This window comes from Leptospira perdikensis (assembly GCF_004769575.1).
Taxonomy (GTDB): domain Bacteria; phylum Spirochaetota; class Leptospiria; order Leptospirales; family Leptospiraceae; genus Leptospira_A; species Leptospira_A perdikensis.
Genome location: NZ_RQGA01000003.1, coordinates 499,375 through 514,165 on the forward strand (window position 1 = coordinate 499,375; position 14,791 = coordinate 514,165).

Annotated in this window: 19 protein-coding genes; 1 reads left to right on the forward strand and 18 read right to left on the reverse strand. The window is 36.2% G+C overall.

What is annotated here, in order from left to right; genetic code table 11:
- From EHQ49_RS03665 to EHQ49_RS03730, 14 genes are all read right to left on the reverse strand, one after another.
- Complete coding sequence (locus tag EHQ49_RS03665; protein ID WP_135576448.1) at positions 1-498, reverse strand: DinB family protein; 498 nt, start codon at positions 496-498, stop codon at positions 1-3.
- Between the two features lie 179 nt (positions 499-677).
- Positions 678-1,442 carry a phytanoyl-CoA dioxygenase family protein gene (locus EHQ49_RS03670; protein WP_135576450.1) on the reverse strand — a complete coding sequence of 255 codons (765 nt, stop codon included), beginning with the start codon at positions 1,440-1,442 and terminating at the stop codon, positions 678-680.
- A gap of 8 nt (positions 1,443-1,450) precedes the next feature.
- Positions 1,451-2,062, reverse strand: coding sequence for a GNAT family N-acetyltransferase (locus EHQ49_RS03675; protein WP_135576452.1), 612 nt, complete (start codon positions 2,060-2,062; stop codon positions 1,451-1,453).
- Between the two features lie 191 nt (positions 2,063-2,253).
- Positions 2,254-3,861 carry a copper chaperone PCu(A)C domain-containing protein gene (locus tag EHQ49_RS03680; protein WP_135576454.1) on the reverse strand — a complete coding sequence of 536 codons (1,608 nt, stop codon included), beginning with the start codon at positions 3,859-3,861 and terminating at the stop codon, positions 2,254-2,256.
- 76 nt (positions 3,862-3,937) lie between these two features.
- On the reverse strand, positions 3,938-4,723 hold the full coding sequence (locus tag EHQ49_RS03685; protein ID WP_135576456.1) for a hypothetical protein: 786 nt from the start codon (positions 4,721-4,723) through the stop codon (positions 3,938-3,940).
- A gap of 104 nt (positions 4,724-4,827) precedes the next feature.
- The gene (locus tag EHQ49_RS03690; protein ID WP_135576458.1) at positions 4,828-5,241 is read right to left on the reverse strand and encodes an LIC_11090 family protein; all 414 of its coding nucleotides are present in this window, start codon (positions 5,239-5,241) and stop codon (positions 4,828-4,830) included.
- A gap of 92 nt (positions 5,242-5,333) precedes the next feature.
- On the reverse strand, positions 5,334-6,119 hold the full coding sequence (locus EHQ49_RS03695) for an ABC transporter permease (protein ID WP_135576460.1): 786 nt from the start codon (positions 6,117-6,119) through the stop codon (positions 5,334-5,336).
- Entirely contained in the window at positions 6,116-6,823 is a 708-nt protein-coding gene (locus tag EHQ49_RS03700; RefSeq protein ID WP_135576462.1) for an ABC transporter ATP-binding protein, read from the reverse strand. The genes EHQ49_RS03695 and EHQ49_RS03700 overlap by 4 nt, the downstream gene beginning before the upstream one ends.
- A complete protein-coding gene (locus tag EHQ49_RS03705; protein WP_244241327.1) occupies positions 6,820-8,178 on the reverse strand; it encodes a nitrous oxide reductase family maturation protein NosD in 1,359 nt (452 codons plus the stop codon). The genes EHQ49_RS03700 and EHQ49_RS03705 overlap by 4 nt, the downstream gene beginning before the upstream one ends.
- A complete protein-coding gene (locus tag EHQ49_RS03710; RefSeq protein WP_135576466.1) occupies positions 8,132-8,518 on the reverse strand; it encodes a nitrous oxide reductase accessory protein NosL in 387 nt (128 codons plus the stop codon). The genes EHQ49_RS03705 and EHQ49_RS03710 overlap by 47 nt, the downstream gene beginning before the upstream one ends.
- A complete protein-coding gene (locus tag EHQ49_RS03715; RefSeq protein WP_135576468.1) occupies positions 8,508-9,119 on the reverse strand; it encodes a hypothetical protein in 612 nt (203 codons plus the stop codon). Before EHQ49_RS03715 ends, EHQ49_RS03710 begins: the two co-directional genes overlap by 11 nt.
- A 5-nt stretch (positions 9,120-9,124) precedes the next feature.
- Positions 9,125-11,044, reverse strand: coding sequence for a Sec-dependent nitrous-oxide reductase (nosZ, locus tag EHQ49_RS03720; RefSeq protein ID WP_135576470.1), 1,920 nt, complete (start codon positions 11,042-11,044; stop codon positions 9,125-9,127).
- An 8-nt stretch (positions 11,045-11,052) separates the two neighbouring features.
- Positions 11,053-11,514, reverse strand: a complete 462-nt coding sequence (locus EHQ49_RS03725) for a c-type cytochrome (protein ID WP_135576472.1) — start codon at positions 11,512-11,514, stop codon at positions 11,053-11,055.
- A 30-nt stretch (positions 11,515-11,544) separates the two neighbouring features.
- A complete protein-coding gene (locus tag EHQ49_RS03730) occupies positions 11,545-12,108 on the reverse strand; it encodes a fasciclin domain-containing protein (protein ID WP_244241328.1) in 564 nt (187 codons plus the stop codon).
- 322 nt (positions 12,109-12,430) lie between these two features.
- Between EHQ49_RS03730 and EHQ49_RS03735 the strand changes: the two genes are divergently transcribed.
- Positions 12,431-12,868: a bacteriohemerythrin gene (locus EHQ49_RS03735; RefSeq protein WP_135576475.1), complete on the forward strand. Its 438-nt coding sequence runs from the start codon at positions 12,431-12,433 to the stop codon at positions 12,866-12,868.
- 22 nt (positions 12,869-12,890) lie between these two features.
- Here EHQ49_RS03735 and EHQ49_RS03740 read toward each other — a convergent pair whose 3' ends face one another.
- The 4 genes from EHQ49_RS03740 to EHQ49_RS03755 all read right to left on the reverse strand — a co-directional run bounded on the left by EHQ49_RS03740 (position 12,891) and on the right by EHQ49_RS03755 (position 14,781).
- Positions 12,891-13,304, reverse strand: coding sequence for a hypothetical protein (locus EHQ49_RS03740; RefSeq protein ID WP_135576477.1), 414 nt, complete (start codon positions 13,302-13,304; stop codon positions 12,891-12,893).
- A 148-nt stretch (positions 13,305-13,452) separates the two neighbouring features.
- The gene (locus EHQ49_RS03745) at positions 13,453-13,860 is read right to left on the reverse strand and encodes a hypothetical protein (RefSeq protein WP_135576479.1); all 408 of its coding nucleotides are present in this window, start codon (positions 13,858-13,860) and stop codon (positions 13,453-13,455) included.
- 8 nt (positions 13,861-13,868) lie between these two features.
- Positions 13,869-14,282, reverse strand: a complete 414-nt coding sequence (locus tag EHQ49_RS03750) for a hypothetical protein (protein ID WP_135576481.1) — start codon at positions 14,280-14,282, stop codon at positions 13,869-13,871.
- Between the two features lie 16 nt (positions 14,283-14,298).
- Positions 14,299-14,781 carry a hypothetical protein gene (locus tag EHQ49_RS03755; protein WP_135576484.1) on the reverse strand — a complete coding sequence of 161 codons (483 nt, stop codon included), beginning with the start codon at positions 14,779-14,781 and terminating at the stop codon, positions 14,299-14,301.
- Positions 14,782-14,791: the final 10 nt, after the last annotated feature.

Here is a 14,791-nt window from a genome sequence, read left to right on the forward strand (position 1 = left end):
TTATTTTCCTAAAGTTTGAAGGTAATAAACAAAATCGATTTCTGGGGATTTTCCACCTAATAATGTTATGGCGGCAGTAATTTGGCCTCTATGATGGGTGCGGTGGTTGAAGTTGTGTTGCACCACATCACTAAAAATGAGTTCAGCTTCAAACCCACGCATGGTTTTGTAACGAAAAAGAGTGGGCCAAACGGAATCATTCAAACCTTGTAGCCAAGTATTCCATAATTCTAAACTTTCGATCATTCGTTTTTTCAATGTTTGGCGATCGGTTTCGATTTCTTCACTTAAGGATGTTGGGGCGTAAACTTCGCCAACAAGACGTGAATACCAAACTTTCTCAACAATTAACAAATGGTTTAATGTTCCGTGAATGGATTTAAAAAATAATCCTACATCTTTTTTGTAATCCTCATTTGTTATGGTTTCTAATGACTCATACAAAAGATTGGTCGCCCAAATATGATAAGCATTGTTTCGTAAGAAAAAATCTTTCATACGGAATGGTTTTTCCTGCTTTGGCGGGAAATCAATGACTAAAATTGGGGCGCCTCGAAATTGTTAGATGAGTTGGAGTTATCCAACAAATGACCGCGCCCTACGTTCCAATCTTTCCCTTCGGGAAAGGATTTCCACTGCGGTCGCTGGCGCTTGGGTTTTATTTTAGATTCCCATTCTTAGCGGAGTTGGAATATGGAATTGTTTTTGGATTTTTTGACTTGGATTTCTTCTTCTGGAAAGTGGTTCCAGATTTCTGCGGTTTGTTTTTGTTCTGGAAAGTTTGTGTATAAGATATCGAAAGAGAAACGTTCGGAATCATAATTCCCTTTGTGAATGAGATGAGCTGAAAATACAAGCAGGTCCCCTGGTACATGTGGGATCAGAATTTGTCCAGGAATGTCGTCATGGTTTTTTTTACCTTCTAATTCCAAACGTATGTTTCTTTCTTCTTCGGAATCCCAACGGTTTTGGGAACCAGGCACAATCCAAATCCCTGGATCCATTTCCAAAGGAATACGAAAATGCCAAACAAAATCTTTATGAATCCTTTCTTTTTGTTCTTCTTCCGGAATCCCCATATATTGGATATCTCTATGCCAATAAGGAAGTTTGTCCTTATCTGTTGGGTTAAAAAATATCTGTGTATTGAGAAAGTAAATAGGATCCTGGAAAACCAAATCACAGATATCTAATAATAAGTCAGATTCAATGAATGCGAATAGAGTTTTTCTGTTTTGTGTATCTTTTGTAAATTTTTTGGAAGTGAGATAGGCACTATTCACATTCTTTGGGTTCCGAAATTCTTGTAACCATTCCTCGTGGGAACGAAGAAGAATATCTTTTAAGATATTGATAGTAGTCAGTGGAATTAAATTGTGAAACAGATAATAACCAGAACTTGTTAGTTGTGATTTTGCTTTTGAATGAATGTCTTTTTTCATACAAAAGTTTAAATTTGTTTTTCCATATAGTGATGTGAAGGAATGATTCCTTCCCAACCTAAAGGATGTCTTGTTTCTTTAATTTGAAATCCTAACTTTTGATAAAGAGAAATTGCCGGTTTGTTTTCAGCCGATACATCCAAAGAAGCAGTTTTATATTTTGTTTCTTTGTTTAACATATACTGGATGAGTTCTCCTGCGATCCCTTTATTTCTTTCTGATTCTAATACAGCAATATGACCTAAATACAAACATCCTGGTTTTGGTGGTTGGATGATGGTTTCTGTTTTGAGACCTCGCGCCATCACTTTCGGCGCTTTCCATGTATATACGGAAAGGATACGAAGCGCTGTTCCCATTGTCAGTGCTAAAAAACTAGGTTGTGAATAAGAGAGGATAGATCCTACGACCCGACCATCGATTTCTGCTACACAATGATTGGTATAAGATACTGTATTTCCACGACGAATATAGGAGGAATTTAAAAAATCAAAGGCAGTTTTTTTTTCTTCTTGGAAGACAAAGGTCCAAGCTTTGGGTCCTGAAGAATGGATGAGGGGAACTATGGAATCTACATCACTAGGTTTTGCGTTTCGAATGGTTAGGTGGGTATTTGTCATAAGAGGTGTCGGGAAGTGAAATCCTTAAATTTAGTTAGATCACTCACTAAATTTTTTGGAAATCACTTTAATTCGTCAATAGAGAAATCAATTTCTTCGCGCCCCGGATCGAAGCGAAAATCCTTTCCGATAGGAAAGATTGTAGCGGAGAGCCGGAGATGTGCGCCCAAAGAAAAAACAAAACTAAATTTCTAAAACGTAAAAGAGGCAAATACGTTAACGAGTTCTCTTGTTCCCAGTTGGGGTCCGTTTAAATTTTGATGAAAGGGTTTCCCATATTCGAATCCAAACCGAGCACCTTGTAGAATTCCTTTGGTAATTAAAAAGTTAACTCCGATTAGTAGGTCGCTACGCATTCCCCCTTGGCGGTAGGGATCATTTTGCGGATCCATTTTCGGATCTAAGGTGGCATCAGCCCCTTGTAAGTTCAACCATCTTTGTTTGGCTACACGAACTGAGAAAGACATGGATTCGTGTATAAGAAACGATAACCATCCAGAAACTTCATATCGATTTCCAAATCTATAATGGTTATCATTTTTTCCAATACGTAAGTTGGCTTGTGATTGAGCTCCCCACGAAATTTTTTTGTAATTACCGTTATATGATAGTTGTGGTAATAAACTGTAAGTACCGGATCCAGGTTGCATATTATAAGGAACTTTTTGTACACCCATCATAGGCATATTGTCTCTTTCATCAATGGAGCCAGTAGGAAGAGAAAGACCCATCCCTGTAAAAAAATTTTGATGTTCTGTTTTGATCAACCTATAGGCTGTGCTAAAACTTACATCACCTATACCTGCTGAGCTCATAGGTGCTCGATCAAAATTACTTGATACCATAGTCATTTTGTTTTTGATCGCAGGGACCATAAACATGATCATCCATTTATCGGAGATAGAAGTCATAGCACTCACCATATTCATTTCCATTACCATATCTGCAGGAACAGACATATAATTGTATTTGTTAGGTGAAAGTATTGGAATTGTGGTTCCAAGAGGGGAACTTGTAATCAAACTTCCCGATGGCATTTGGACTGTTGGATCAGTGTAAGGAAAATATAACGTTCCCAGATCGGATTGGCTTTTTCCGCCTGATTGTAAACCCCACATCTTCATACCCATATAACGATAATCCACCATCCATTTCCCTTTTTCATGAATATGTGGGTTCATGATTCCTGCAGGAGCTAGGGTATCCGCGCGATTATGGTGATCATGCCCTTCATGATTGTGTTCCGAGTGGTCTTCGTTAGTTGGTATGTTCTGATCATAATTTGACATAACATCTTCTTTTGATTCATCGATAACATTGTTTTTATTTCTTATCTCTTTGTTGTTTTTTTCAGATAGTTCTAGTTTTTTGTTTAATTCATTATTTGGTCTTTCGTTTTCGACTGGAATATCCTTTTGAATTTCACTTCCATCGGAAAAAATAAAACGAAAAGGAATCGATTCTTTTAATTTTAGAGGAGATTTGATTCCAAAGAGCATGATGTGGTCACCTCTCGGACTAAGGTGTAAGGAACTATTTTTCGGAATTGAGAATTCTTCTACGGGAATCATTTTCATTCCTGAGTCCGAAGGTTTCATGGTAAATAATTCGACGCGATCTGCTATGTCAGACTTTGTTTGGATAATTTTTTTTTCGGTGTTTGTTGTGTTATGAATGGAAAAATAAACAACTGAGTTTTTGGAGGATGTATATTTGATATAAGCATTCTCAATGATAATCCCTTTGGAAAAAAGAGGAGTGGTGATGAGAAATAATAGGATTAGTGTTTTTAGTTTCATTTGTGTGATTACCCTTTCGAAAAAAATCATACCGGCTACTTGATTCACCAGTATGACAAGTGTTTGGAGAGAGAATTTACATTTCTGTATTCGATACAATGGAGCCGATTGTAAAGGAAGTGATGGTCACTCCGTTTAATATAAATCCTAACCGATTTCCGTTTGTATACACTGGAACGTTCATCATTTGCATGATAGGATAGTAAGACATAGATCCTCTTTCCGTATCTGTTAACTCTGAACATGGTTTATTGAAGCCGTTTAAAAATCTCGATCCACTCGGTGTTGATTGAAAATCTAAACAGAAGGTGTAACTTGTTCCGGCGGAAGGAATGGGTGCGGAAACAGAACCTCCTTTTCCTGTATTGGCAAATACACCTGATGCATTTTTATACTGAGTTTGTGCTCCTGCGACCAGTCTGTATGTGGGGCCAGAGACTGGATTCCCAGATCCATAACCAACCACATCAAGTGTACTAGTTGGTGAGTTTAAAGTGAAGGTAACTTCTATATTGGTTCCTCCTTTGTTTGTGGCATACATTACATCATTGTTTGTATACAATATTGATGATGCACTCACCCCGGTTGCTCCTTTAGTGATCTCTGTTTGAGTGAGACCTAAATTATTGAATCCCACTTCATTACATTCAGAAATGGAATACTTTGTGCGTGGTTTGTTTTCTACTTGTGTGAGATTACTTGTAATGGATTGCACAGAGGAGAGAGCACAACCGGGGTTGGTTGTTGCTGCGACAAGGAGAGAGAGTAGGTTTGATGAATTGTTCGCCTCTGTAGTCTTAGCCATACTACAATTAATAGAAAGCAAACATACTAAAGTGGAATGGAATAAATTCTTTAACATAAAATTACCTTTTGATTGAAGACCAAGGACTCAACTGTTGATTCAGTTTTCCTCATTGATTGGGAAATGGTTCTTATATAAGGAACCAATACATTTATTTGTTTCTAAGAAAAGGTATGTCTTGGTGGTTTGTCTGGTGGGTGTGAAAATCCAATCAATAAATGGGTATTAGTTTGGAAGGAAAAAATGAGTGCGTCATAGGAAATTTGATTTTGAAATTTTGTTTCGAAAGGGAAACTCGGGTTCATGGATTGAGACTGGAGGACTTTTGTTGCCGATTTTTTTTTAGAACAAGAACATTGGTGTGGACCACTTCCTTTTCTTAAAAGACAGGTAATCCGTTTTGTTTGGTCTGTGTTTTCATCTCTGTGGATTTCATTTTTAGAGCCATGATTGCAATGACAAATCATAGAAAGTCTATACATAGACTGGGCAAATAGTCCCGTTTCCAGAAATAGGATTTTACCTATAAAAGGAAGGAGAATCAAAACCGAAGCTATTTGTAACCAACGTTTCATAGTAGTCAAATATCATTCTATTCTTTTCACTTTGATCTTTCCATGATCTAAATCAAGTGGATCCCTTTATTTGCTAAAATCTAAAACAAAGATTAAAAATTTCGCTTTTTGAATCGTTTGAAAGAAACCATCAATGGTATGGTTACCCATAAAGATAAAAACAAAGTAGTGATCGCTGATACACCTAATAATCCCAGTTGTTTTAATAACAGAGCACCAGAAAAACCGAGAAGGGCAGAAGAACTAGTTTGTAATATTAAAAGAATTCTAATTAAATCGATTGGGTTGAGTAGAATGATGATAAGAGATGGAATTTCAATAGGATATTCTCCTAAATACAAACTAAAGATAAAAACTAAAGCATCAAAGAAGATAAAAAAGTATAACCAAACCAAAAGAGAGAAGGTCAAAACGATTTCCCCTCTTCTTACAAAAGAAGAAATTAAAAAAGCAATCGCAACAAAGATTGCAGTTAAAAAGATTCCAAAAGTCAATAGTTCTAAAAATAAAAAAAGAAACTTCGGATCTTGAAAAAACAGAAACACTCCGGGAATTCCAAGGCCTAACACTAAGCCGAGTGATAAAGAGATAGTAATTCCTAAATATTTCCCAAAAAACAATGCAGTTCGACTTACCGATTTTGAAAGTAATACTTCTGCAAAAGGCATAGATTCTAAAAATGACAGTCCTGAAAATGTGATGGAAAAAAGTGGAATTACAATGAGTGTTAAGTTCATGATACTTATGAGTAAACGAATTCCATTTTGATCGCCAAAAAAACTAAGGATCATCATTACGAGTATAAGTAGGCCAGAATAGATAAATACCCAGCGACTTCTTATGTTTTCTTTAATTTCGAAGATTAGAATTTCTTTCATGGTTTTGTTTTGTATTCCTCGTTCCAGAAATTCATCAAAGCTTGGTCTAAATCGGTTTTATTGTTTTTTCGCAAAAAATTTCCGGGTGAATCATCAATTAAGATCGATCCTTCTGATAAAAGGAGGAATCGATCTGCTAACTCTTGTAATTCTGCTAGTATGTGAGTAGAAAAGATCACAAGAGATCCTTCTTTTTTCTTTTCTATCAAAAGCGATTTTAGTAAGTGTGAGATATATGGATCCAAACTAGCTGTAGGTTCATCAATGACATACAAATCTTTTTTAGAAGAAAAACATTGGAGGATACTGATTTTTTGTTTGGTTCCGCCAGAAAGTGAACCAATTTTTTTATCCATGTGGTTGTTTAACTCTAAAGTAGAGAATAATTTTTGAAATGATTCTTCCTCGACAGGTTCTAATTTTTTAAAAAAAGAAATTAGTTCCTTCACTTTGATATTTGCCGGAAATCTTGGTGTTTGTGGCATATAACCGATTGTATGTGGGTCTTGTTTTTTTTCTATAAACTCAATGTAACCGGAAGTTGGTTGTACGAGTCCAAGAATTCCTTTGATGAGGGAACTTTTTCCTGACCCATTTGGACCAATGATGGAGAGAATGGTTCCTGGTTCCGTTAGAAAATTTATATCTTTAACAGCGATAGAGTTTCCTCCATAACTGATGGTAAGATTCTTTACTTCTATCATATTCTTTCCTTCATCCGAGGATGTTGGTCTTCAAATTCAATTGGTGTTACAATGGGGAATGCTTTTTCGATTCCTTGTAAAAATAAAACGACAGGGGATTCATATAACACCATTAGAAAAGGATACACTGCAATCCAGTATCCAAAGAAGTGAATGGTTTTGTGAGGGATGTCACCGTAATGATCTTTATTTAAATCATACCCTTCATAATGATCCCAATAATTATTTATAAATTCATTTGTTGTGGATTTTGTATTGGTACTAATATCAAATACATTCTTTATAAAATTGTTATCAGTGATTTTGTTATGATCAGTGTTTCCTAGAATTTTAATTCCCCATCCATTGTTAATGAAGTCATTATTTTGAAATTTGATATTGTTGATTCCATCAGCAAACACAGCGATGGTATTCCCTTCAAATCGATTTTTAGTTAATGTGCTATCTGCAATGTCTTTGAGTAAAATTCCATTGGAACTTTCCCCCCAGTTATCCATAAACTGATTTTCATCCATAACGATATCTTTGCTATACATCACAGCAACACCGGCAGAGTTGTTTTTAAAAACATTACGACTGAATTTATTATGCCCTGAAAACATGAAGTGCATTCCGTAACGAATGTTTTCCTTAGATTCATTTCCTTCAATTTCGAGGTTCTCTGAAAATTCTAAATATATCCCATCTCTATGTTTTTTCAGTTGGTTACCGATGATTTTATTATGACTTGCAGACCAAAGGTGGATGCCGTTTCCTCCGAGTACTTCATTTTCAGCATTGCCTATTGAAATATTATTTTTAAGAGTGCAGTGAGTGGTTTCTGCCAGATAAAAACCATAAACATTATCTTCTAAGACTAGATTTTCGAAGTGACAATCTTTGACTTTTTCGGCATGGACTCCTGCAAATTCTGTTAAATCAGAGATTCCACTTCCCTTGATTGTTAGATTTTGAATCCGAACCCCATTGGAATAAATTCCAAACACGTGTTTTTGTTTGAGTCCATCAATCACAACACCTGCTTCGCCATTAATGGTAATGGATTTGGTAATAGGTAAAAAACCTTCTTTATAGATTCCCTCTTGGATCTGAATGGTGTCTCCATTTTTTGAGATATCAATAGCATTCTTTACTGTTTTTATCGTACATTTTGTACAAACAGCAATGGTTTTTGTAAATAGCGGATAGATAGGTAAAATTACAATTAGTATAAAAGTAAATAGGGATATTGGAGGTTTGATAGTTTGAAGAACTATATGCAGATTGAGATGATGGTTAAAATTCCATTTGGTTCCAAGAGAAACTTTTTTAATTTTGGAAAGGGATGGAGTCTTCATAAGTTTTAAAAGCGGCAAATCCCGCTCCCATGGGTGAACGAATTTTACTAGATTGGATAATGGTTGCCTTTTCTTTTAATAGAAATTCATTTTGATCTAAGTAATTGGTAACCCAGATTTTTTCGATTCTCAATTGTTTATCCTTTTGGAACTGGTTCATACATTCAATGGCATCAAAATGGTATCTTTTCCCTTTGTATGTAATGATTTGTGTGTGAAATCGCATATCTACAATGTTCATGGAACAATGGCTACATTTCATTTCTCCTACTATCAATTTTTCAGGATGAACTTCCCCACAGTTGATAAAACCAACTATGAGGAAAATACAAATTAGTCTTAAACTTTTAATGCACATTTGATTTTTTCCTTCGATTCTCATCCCAGAGGATATATACCAATGTGACGAGACTAAGGCCTAAAATCACACCACCATAAGAAGGATAACTACAAGCAGTAATGTTTAACATCACCTTACAGCCAAGTAGTGGTGGTTGATAAGCCATTCCTTCAATGATAATGGGCGCATCTGGGTTTAAGTTATGTCCATAGTTGTATTCCCATCGCCAGAAATCAGATAGTCCAACGAGACCGACAATGATTAGGTTAATGATTCCAAGAATGGCCATTCCTACTTTTGGATACAATTCAGTGATGAAAGCTCCAAAGATCAGATAACCAAGAACATACGGCATAAACAGTAGTTCCGGAATCGATTCTGATATAATCTCTTGCATACCTATATAATGATTTAAAAGGTTTATATTTTTTAAATCATAAGGTGTTGCACCAGTGATTTTGTTAATCCAAATCTGCATTCCAAGCCCTTCAGGGTATTGCGGAGCCGATATCGAAATAGACCAAATAGGAATCAAAAATACGGAAACAAGAATCAAACCGACCCCTAAGATTAGGAGCCGGTTTCTTTTACTTAACGTTTGGAAAAGTAAAGTTTTCATATAGGTTATGGACTAACTCGGATGTACTGTTGCATCTCTTGGTGGAGAGCAGAACAGAAGTCAGTGCAATAAAATGGATAAATACCCGGTTTTGGAGCCACCCACTTGAAGGTTCTAGTTTCCCCTGGCATGATGAGTAGATTTGTCATGTTAGGTGCTCCACCGATCGCAAAACCATGAGGAATATCGTAGTCTTGTTCCAGGTTGGTAACGTGGAAGTATAAAGTTTCTCCAGTTTTTGCTTCAATAATATCTGGTTTGAAGTGAGAACGAATGGCTGTCATGTAGATATGAATGGTACTTCCAAGTCTTACGATTTTTGCTTCATTCTCGCTTTTGGTTGCATATGGATGTTTGTTTTCCTCTAGAGGATAGAGTTTTGCAGTTTTATCCATAAGCAGTTTCGCAGGAATCATTTGTGAATAGTGTGGTTCCCCAACGGTAGGGAAGTCAGATAATAACTCTGCTTTACCAGATGAGATATCATAAAGCTGAGCACTTTGAGGTAATTCCATACCCACTGGTAGATAGCGATCTTTAGTGATTTTGTTCATGGCGATTAGATATTTACCATAAGGTTCTGTTGAACTACCACCAACTATTGATAAGTGACCTACACTATAATAAGCTGGAAGATGTTGGACCACTTCCCAAGTTCCCAGTTTCCATTTTACTACTTCAGAACTTACGAAACAAGATGTATAAGCATACCCTTGACCGTCGAACTCAGTATGTAATGGACCAAGACATGGTTTTTGTACTTCACCAGCAAGTGTAGATTCATATTTAAGAACGGGAATCCCTTCGATTTCAGTGGAATGGTGTTCTTTCTTATCTTTTACTTCGATCATTTTGCTAAAGGAGTGAACGGGAATGACAGAAGCTAACTTTCCACCACCAACAATGTATTCTCCTGTGGAGTCAACATCGGTTCCATGTGGACTTTTTGGTGTTGGCATATAATACATCATACCTGGACAATCTTTCGGATTTAACATTTTCACACCGCTTAACCGAGTGGATACGGCAGGTTTGTTTTCATCATGAAAGTTGTTTACGTAGTCACCACCAAAATTATAAGCCTTGCCTTGGTCTTTACATTCCTTTGCACGAACCCAGTTGAATGCTAAGATAAAGTCTTTATCTTTTTTGGAAGCCCCAACCTCTAACATTTTATGTGCTTGTTCCGAATTGTAACTACTGAAGAAACACCAGTCATGGGATTTCTTTTTCCCACAATGGGATAAGTCATAGTTGAATCCAGGAACAAGAACCTGTAATTCAATAGAAAGTCTTCCTGTGTTTTTATCAACTTTTACCATAGTGACAGTTCCTTTGAACCCACCTTTGGAAAAACTATCGATTGCCACACTTGCTTGGGGAACAGGAACCGAGAAACGTGTCGCTGCCATTAGATACTCTGTGTTTTCGGTAGCAAATGGGGAAGCATGGTTTCCTGCTGTGTTTGGAATTTCTAAAATTTCCTTGGTTTCAAAAGACTTTAAATCAATCCTTGCAAGCCTCGGTGTGTTGTTTGCATTTAAAAACATCCAACGACCATCTTGTTTTCCATCTGTCATCGATGCTTCAACGTGATGGCTGTCATCCCACGGCACATAACCATGAGTTGTTTTTAACATATCTTTGGTTTCTTCATCAAATCCATACCCGTTTTCAGGAAAAACAGAAAACACTGGAATGATTTTGAATAACCGCGCCGATGGGATTCCGTAAACTGACATCTGGCCGCTAAATCCACCAGATAAAAAGGCGTACACTTCGTCCTTTTCTCCTGGTGCGACGTAAACTCGAGAAGCTGCATCGGAAGCAAGTGTTGCTGTTGATGCACCTTTTTTACAATTAGGAATCAATGAAAAAAGTGTGACTCCTAATATAATCAATATTAGATTTGATTTTTTGTTCATATAGTTACCTATTTTAAATCCATCTTACGGAAGTACTCGAGAATCTCTCGGGCTTCTTCTTCCTTAATATTTTGAAATGTCATTTGAGTTAAGTGTTCTCCGAGTAACTCTTGTCCAATCGGATCTTTCTGAGTCATCTCTACCGGATTTAGAATCATATTCATGATCCATTCAGGAGTTCTGCGAAGTGTAACATCTTGAAGAGCAGGTCCTACAACTTTCTCTTCAAATTTGTGACAAGCAGAACACTTTGCTTCAAATTGTTTTTTACCACGGTCGGCCATTGTTTGGTCCAAAGCTCCGATGTTAACTGACTTAACTGGCCCTATTCCCTTGGAACCTGCGTTAGATGCAGGTGTCTCTTCTGTTTTATCTCCTCCACAGGATATAATTGTCATACTCATTAGGAGTCCCAATATGAGTCCGATTTTTAGTCGGTTGTGTGCTCCGTTAAATTTTGAAAGGTTCATCTTAAATACTCCTTAGTATTTTAGTATTTATCATTTCTTGGCTGGGGGTAGTAATACCGTATCCACAACATGGATGATTCCGTTCGTTGCAGGAATGGATGCCACTATCGTTGCACCATTGATCATTACCTTTCCATTTTTTATGGAAACTTTTGTATGACTTCCGTTCGCCATACCGAGTTCATCGTCTTTACCTGTGAACTCAGATTTCAAAATGGATTCAGTTAAGTTACCTACAACAACGTGGTATTCTAATATGTTCTTTAATGAATCCTTTTGACTTGGTTTTAAAAGATCATCAACAGTGCCTGCTGGTAATTTCGCAAAGGCATCGTTTGTTGGTGCAAACACAGTGAATGGGCCTTGGTTTGCAAGGGAATCCACGAGACCTGCTGCTTGGACAGCTGCGACAAGGGTTGTATGGTCTTTAGAACCCATAGCTATTTTTAGAACATCTTGTTGTGATTTGTCATCTGCAACTGCCGATATCCCTTTGCCAGAATTGGAATCTTCATTTTTTCCGCAATTTACACCGACTAGCGAAAGACAGGTGATAGCTGCGATCATTGTTAGTTGAAATTTTATTTTGTTCATTTGATACCGCCCACTCATTGGTTCAATACCATGGGACACCAGAGCAAATGAAACTGCATTGATCTAAATCAATTGGAGAAGGATACTAAGTATTGATTTTTATCAATAGAGATAAGTGATTGAAGATATATCTTTAGAGTTAGAATGAATTGAATTCCTATAAAGCCTTTCTAGGCCATTGAAACATACATTCTGTAAATTTGTTTAGAATTAAACTAATTCTAGTTATGGTATTGCGCAATGAGGTGTTAACATGAGTGTTTGGATTATTCACTTGTCCTATTGTGCTGTTACAAAATCCTGAAAGAACGAGGTTCTTCTCATGATAACAAATTGGGATTCGAAATATGAAACAAACATTTCCGAGATTGATTCTCAACATAAAAAACTCTTTCGTTTGATCAATAATATCGAAGAAGTTTATGATGAAAACAAACACCACCTATCGGGTAAAACAAAGATATTGATAGATGCTGTTTCGGAATTAGAGGATTATACTCTTAGTCATTTTTTAATTGAAGAACGTGTGATGGAATTAAACCAATATCCTGATTTGGAAGCACATATCTTACAACATAACAAGTTTACAGATAAAATTTTGGATCTAAAGAATCGATTAAATCAAGGAGATTTACATTCTAGTGATGGTTTATTAGATGTATTCTTTAAAGATTTAATAGAATTTCTACGTGCATGGCTTACCAATCATATTCTTAAAGAGGATATGGATTACAAACCGTTCATTAAGTTTAGTATTTAATATTCTATATAAATCTAATTTTTCACTTAAAATATAAAGAATATCTAGATATCTTTTCGATAAGATTTGATTTTGCTTTTTTAGCTAAATCGATGTCTTTTCCTTTCATAATTTGTATTTCTTCTAATAATAAATTTATATATTTATGTAGTTGCTCATGACCTTGTCCTGTCATTGTACAAGAAGTTTGAATTTCGCTGATAATGGATATAATTTGATCGGCTTGTCTGTGGTATTCTTCTATTGACTCATCAGAATTTGCATGGTGAAATTGTTCGTCCATCCTCTGAAATCCCAACCTTGTTGATCTGTCCATCTCCCAAGGTTTACCATTGTTTAGTTCTGGAAGTTTTGATCCTGTATGTTCATGGCATGAGAAGGAAATAAGTAACAGGAAAAAAATACAACCATTGAAAATAGATTGGGAAAACTTCATAATACAAACTACCAGTCTTACCACTGGAAGGAATTGATCTAAATCAAGAACAAATATTTTTTTTGATAAAATCTGTTTTAGTTCGTTGTTAGGGGATTGAATTTTTATTTTCAATCAAATTTGGTAAAACATTGGATTTAGGATGGACCTAAGTGTATGAAATAACTCTGGTCCAAGTTAATTTTATAAATGTGACCAAACCGAGAAAAATCAGAAATTTTCCGAGTAAAGTTAAGGGATTGATTGGAATCATAAATTTTGTGATTAAATACAGAACCAAACCAAGATTGTAATTATAAAACACAAACCAAGTTTGCCAACTGGAACCCCTCGGGCGATTCGACAGAAACTTAGGGAACATCCAATAGGCAGTTCCCATAATCAACTGAATGAAAAAGCCCCAAATAAGAATCGTATAATGTAATGGTAATAAACTCCAAATTCTTTGGTCGAAATCAATGGCTTTATTTACCATAAGTAGGGCTCCAAGGGAAGATCCGATGATTAAATAAATCAAGGAAATTCGAATCAACCAAACGGACTGTATTGGAAACATACTTTTATTTACCCTTGCGGTTTTGGTTTTAGTCTAGGCCAAATTTCGAATACAAAACTGAGGATTCCTACCAATTGTAGAAAGACAGAACAAAGAAATGGTAAAATGAAGACTTCTTTATTTCCGTATAAAAATGGTTCTGAAACGATTCGTAAACATAAACCTAGGTTTAGAGCAAAGTATGCTATCCAAGCGAAGGAAGATCCCTCTTTGGGACTTGGATTTTTCCCCTTCGGAAACATCCAGAGAGAAACTCCCATAATGATTTGTGTAATCCATCCAAGGGCGATCATATGCCAATAAACGGGCATTAGATGAACGTCCCATTTTGTTCCAGGAAATTCGGCAAGGCCGTAAACCAGAACACCAAATAGAAGATATACCATTCCGGATTTAATAAAGTATCTTGAAATTTTTGGCATTTGAATCTGTTTTAGTTCATTTTTTTTCAGACTCAACTTCAATTTTATAGGTTGCATGGCAAGCGACACAGTTACGCGTAAGTTCATCCATTTCTCTAAGTAATGTATGGATATCTTGTTTTTTGCGAATTTTTACAGCGATGTCATCGAATTTCTCGTGAGTACCAAAACCTAGTTTTTTAAATGCAACAGGGAGTTTTAAAAGAATCGTTTTTTCTTGGTGTTCCAAACTAGCAACAAGACCCATACCCACAGCATCGGCAGCCTTTGCAGCCCGTTCATAATCTTTCTCAGCAAGTCCACTTAACATTCCATTAACGGATGATAATAATGCTCGCATTTCCGTTAATACCAGTTGCCGTTCTGCTGGTGTCAAATGGATCGCTGTTCGACTATCGAGCGAACGACTTGTACTTCCAAAATAAAAAAAATAACCAAGTGTTAGTACTGTTACGATCCAAAGCCCGATAGCAAATTTTCCAATAGATTTTGAATTCACTTTTTCCTTC

What these genes read in the sequence shown, in the direction of transcription:
- EHQ49_RS03715 (WP_135576468.1), bottom strand. Translation starts at nt 9,119, where the DNA reads ATGAAAACTTTACTTTTCCAAACGTTAAGTAAAAGAAACCGGCTCCTA.
- EHQ49_RS03685 (WP_135576456.1), bottom strand. Translation starts at nt 4,723, where the DNA reads ATGTTAAAGAATTTATTCCATTCCACTTTAGTATGTTTGCTTTCTATT.
- EHQ49_RS03690 (WP_135576458.1), bottom strand. Translation starts at nt 5,241, where the DNA reads ATGAAACGTTGGTTACAAATAGCTTCGGTTTTGATTCTCCTTCCTTTT.
- EHQ49_RS03710 (WP_135576466.1), bottom strand. Translation starts at nt 8,518, where the DNA reads ATGTGCATTAAAAGTTTAAGACTAATTTGTATTTTCCTCATAGTTGGT.
- EHQ49_RS03750 (WP_135576481.1), bottom strand. Translation starts at nt 14,282, where the DNA reads ATGCCAAAAATTTCAAGATACTTTATTAAATCCGGAATGGTATATCTT.
- EHQ49_RS03740 (WP_135576477.1), bottom strand. Translation starts at nt 13,304, where the DNA reads ATGAAGTTTTCCCAATCTATTTTCAATGGTTGTATTTTTTTCCTGTTA.
- EHQ49_RS03735 (WP_135576475.1), top strand. Translation starts at nt 12,431, where the DNA reads ATGATAACAAATTGGGATTCGAAATATGAAACAAACATTTCCGAGATT.
- EHQ49_RS03700 (WP_135576462.1), bottom strand. Translation starts at nt 6,823, where the DNA reads ATGATAGAAGTAAAGAATCTTACCATCAGTTATGGAGGAAACTCTATC.
- EHQ49_RS03745 (WP_135576479.1), bottom strand. Translation starts at nt 13,860, where the DNA reads ATGTTTCCAATACAGTCCGTTTGGTTGATTCGAATTTCCTTGATTTAT.
- nosZ (WP_135576470.1), bottom strand. Translation starts at nt 11,044, where the DNA reads ATGAACAAAAAATCAAATCTAATATTGATTATATTAGGAGTCACACTT.
- EHQ49_RS03680 (WP_135576454.1), bottom strand. Translation starts at nt 3,861, where the DNA reads ATGAAACTAAAAACACTAATCCTATTATTTCTCATCACCACTCCTCTT.
- EHQ49_RS03725 (WP_135576472.1), bottom strand. Translation starts at nt 11,514, where the DNA reads ATGAACCTTTCAAAATTTAACGGAGCACACAACCGACTAAAAATCGGA.
- EHQ49_RS03730 (WP_244241328.1), bottom strand. Translation starts at nt 12,108, where the DNA reads ATGAACAAAATAAAATTTCAACTAACAATGATCGCAGCTATCACCTGT.
- EHQ49_RS03670 (WP_135576450.1), bottom strand. Translation starts at nt 1,442, where the DNA reads ATGAAAAAAGACATTCATTCAAAAGCAAAATCACAACTAACAAGTTCT.
- EHQ49_RS03665 (WP_135576448.1), bottom strand. Translation starts at nt 498, where the DNA reads ATGAAAGATTTTTTCTTACGAAACAATGCTTATCATATTTGGGCGACC.
- EHQ49_RS03695 (WP_135576460.1), bottom strand. Translation starts at nt 6,119, where the DNA reads ATGAAAGAAATTCTAATCTTCGAAATTAAAGAAAACATAAGAAGTCGC.
- EHQ49_RS03675 (WP_135576452.1), bottom strand. Translation starts at nt 2,062, where the DNA reads ATGACAAATACCCACCTAACCATTCGAAACGCAAAACCTAGTGATGTA.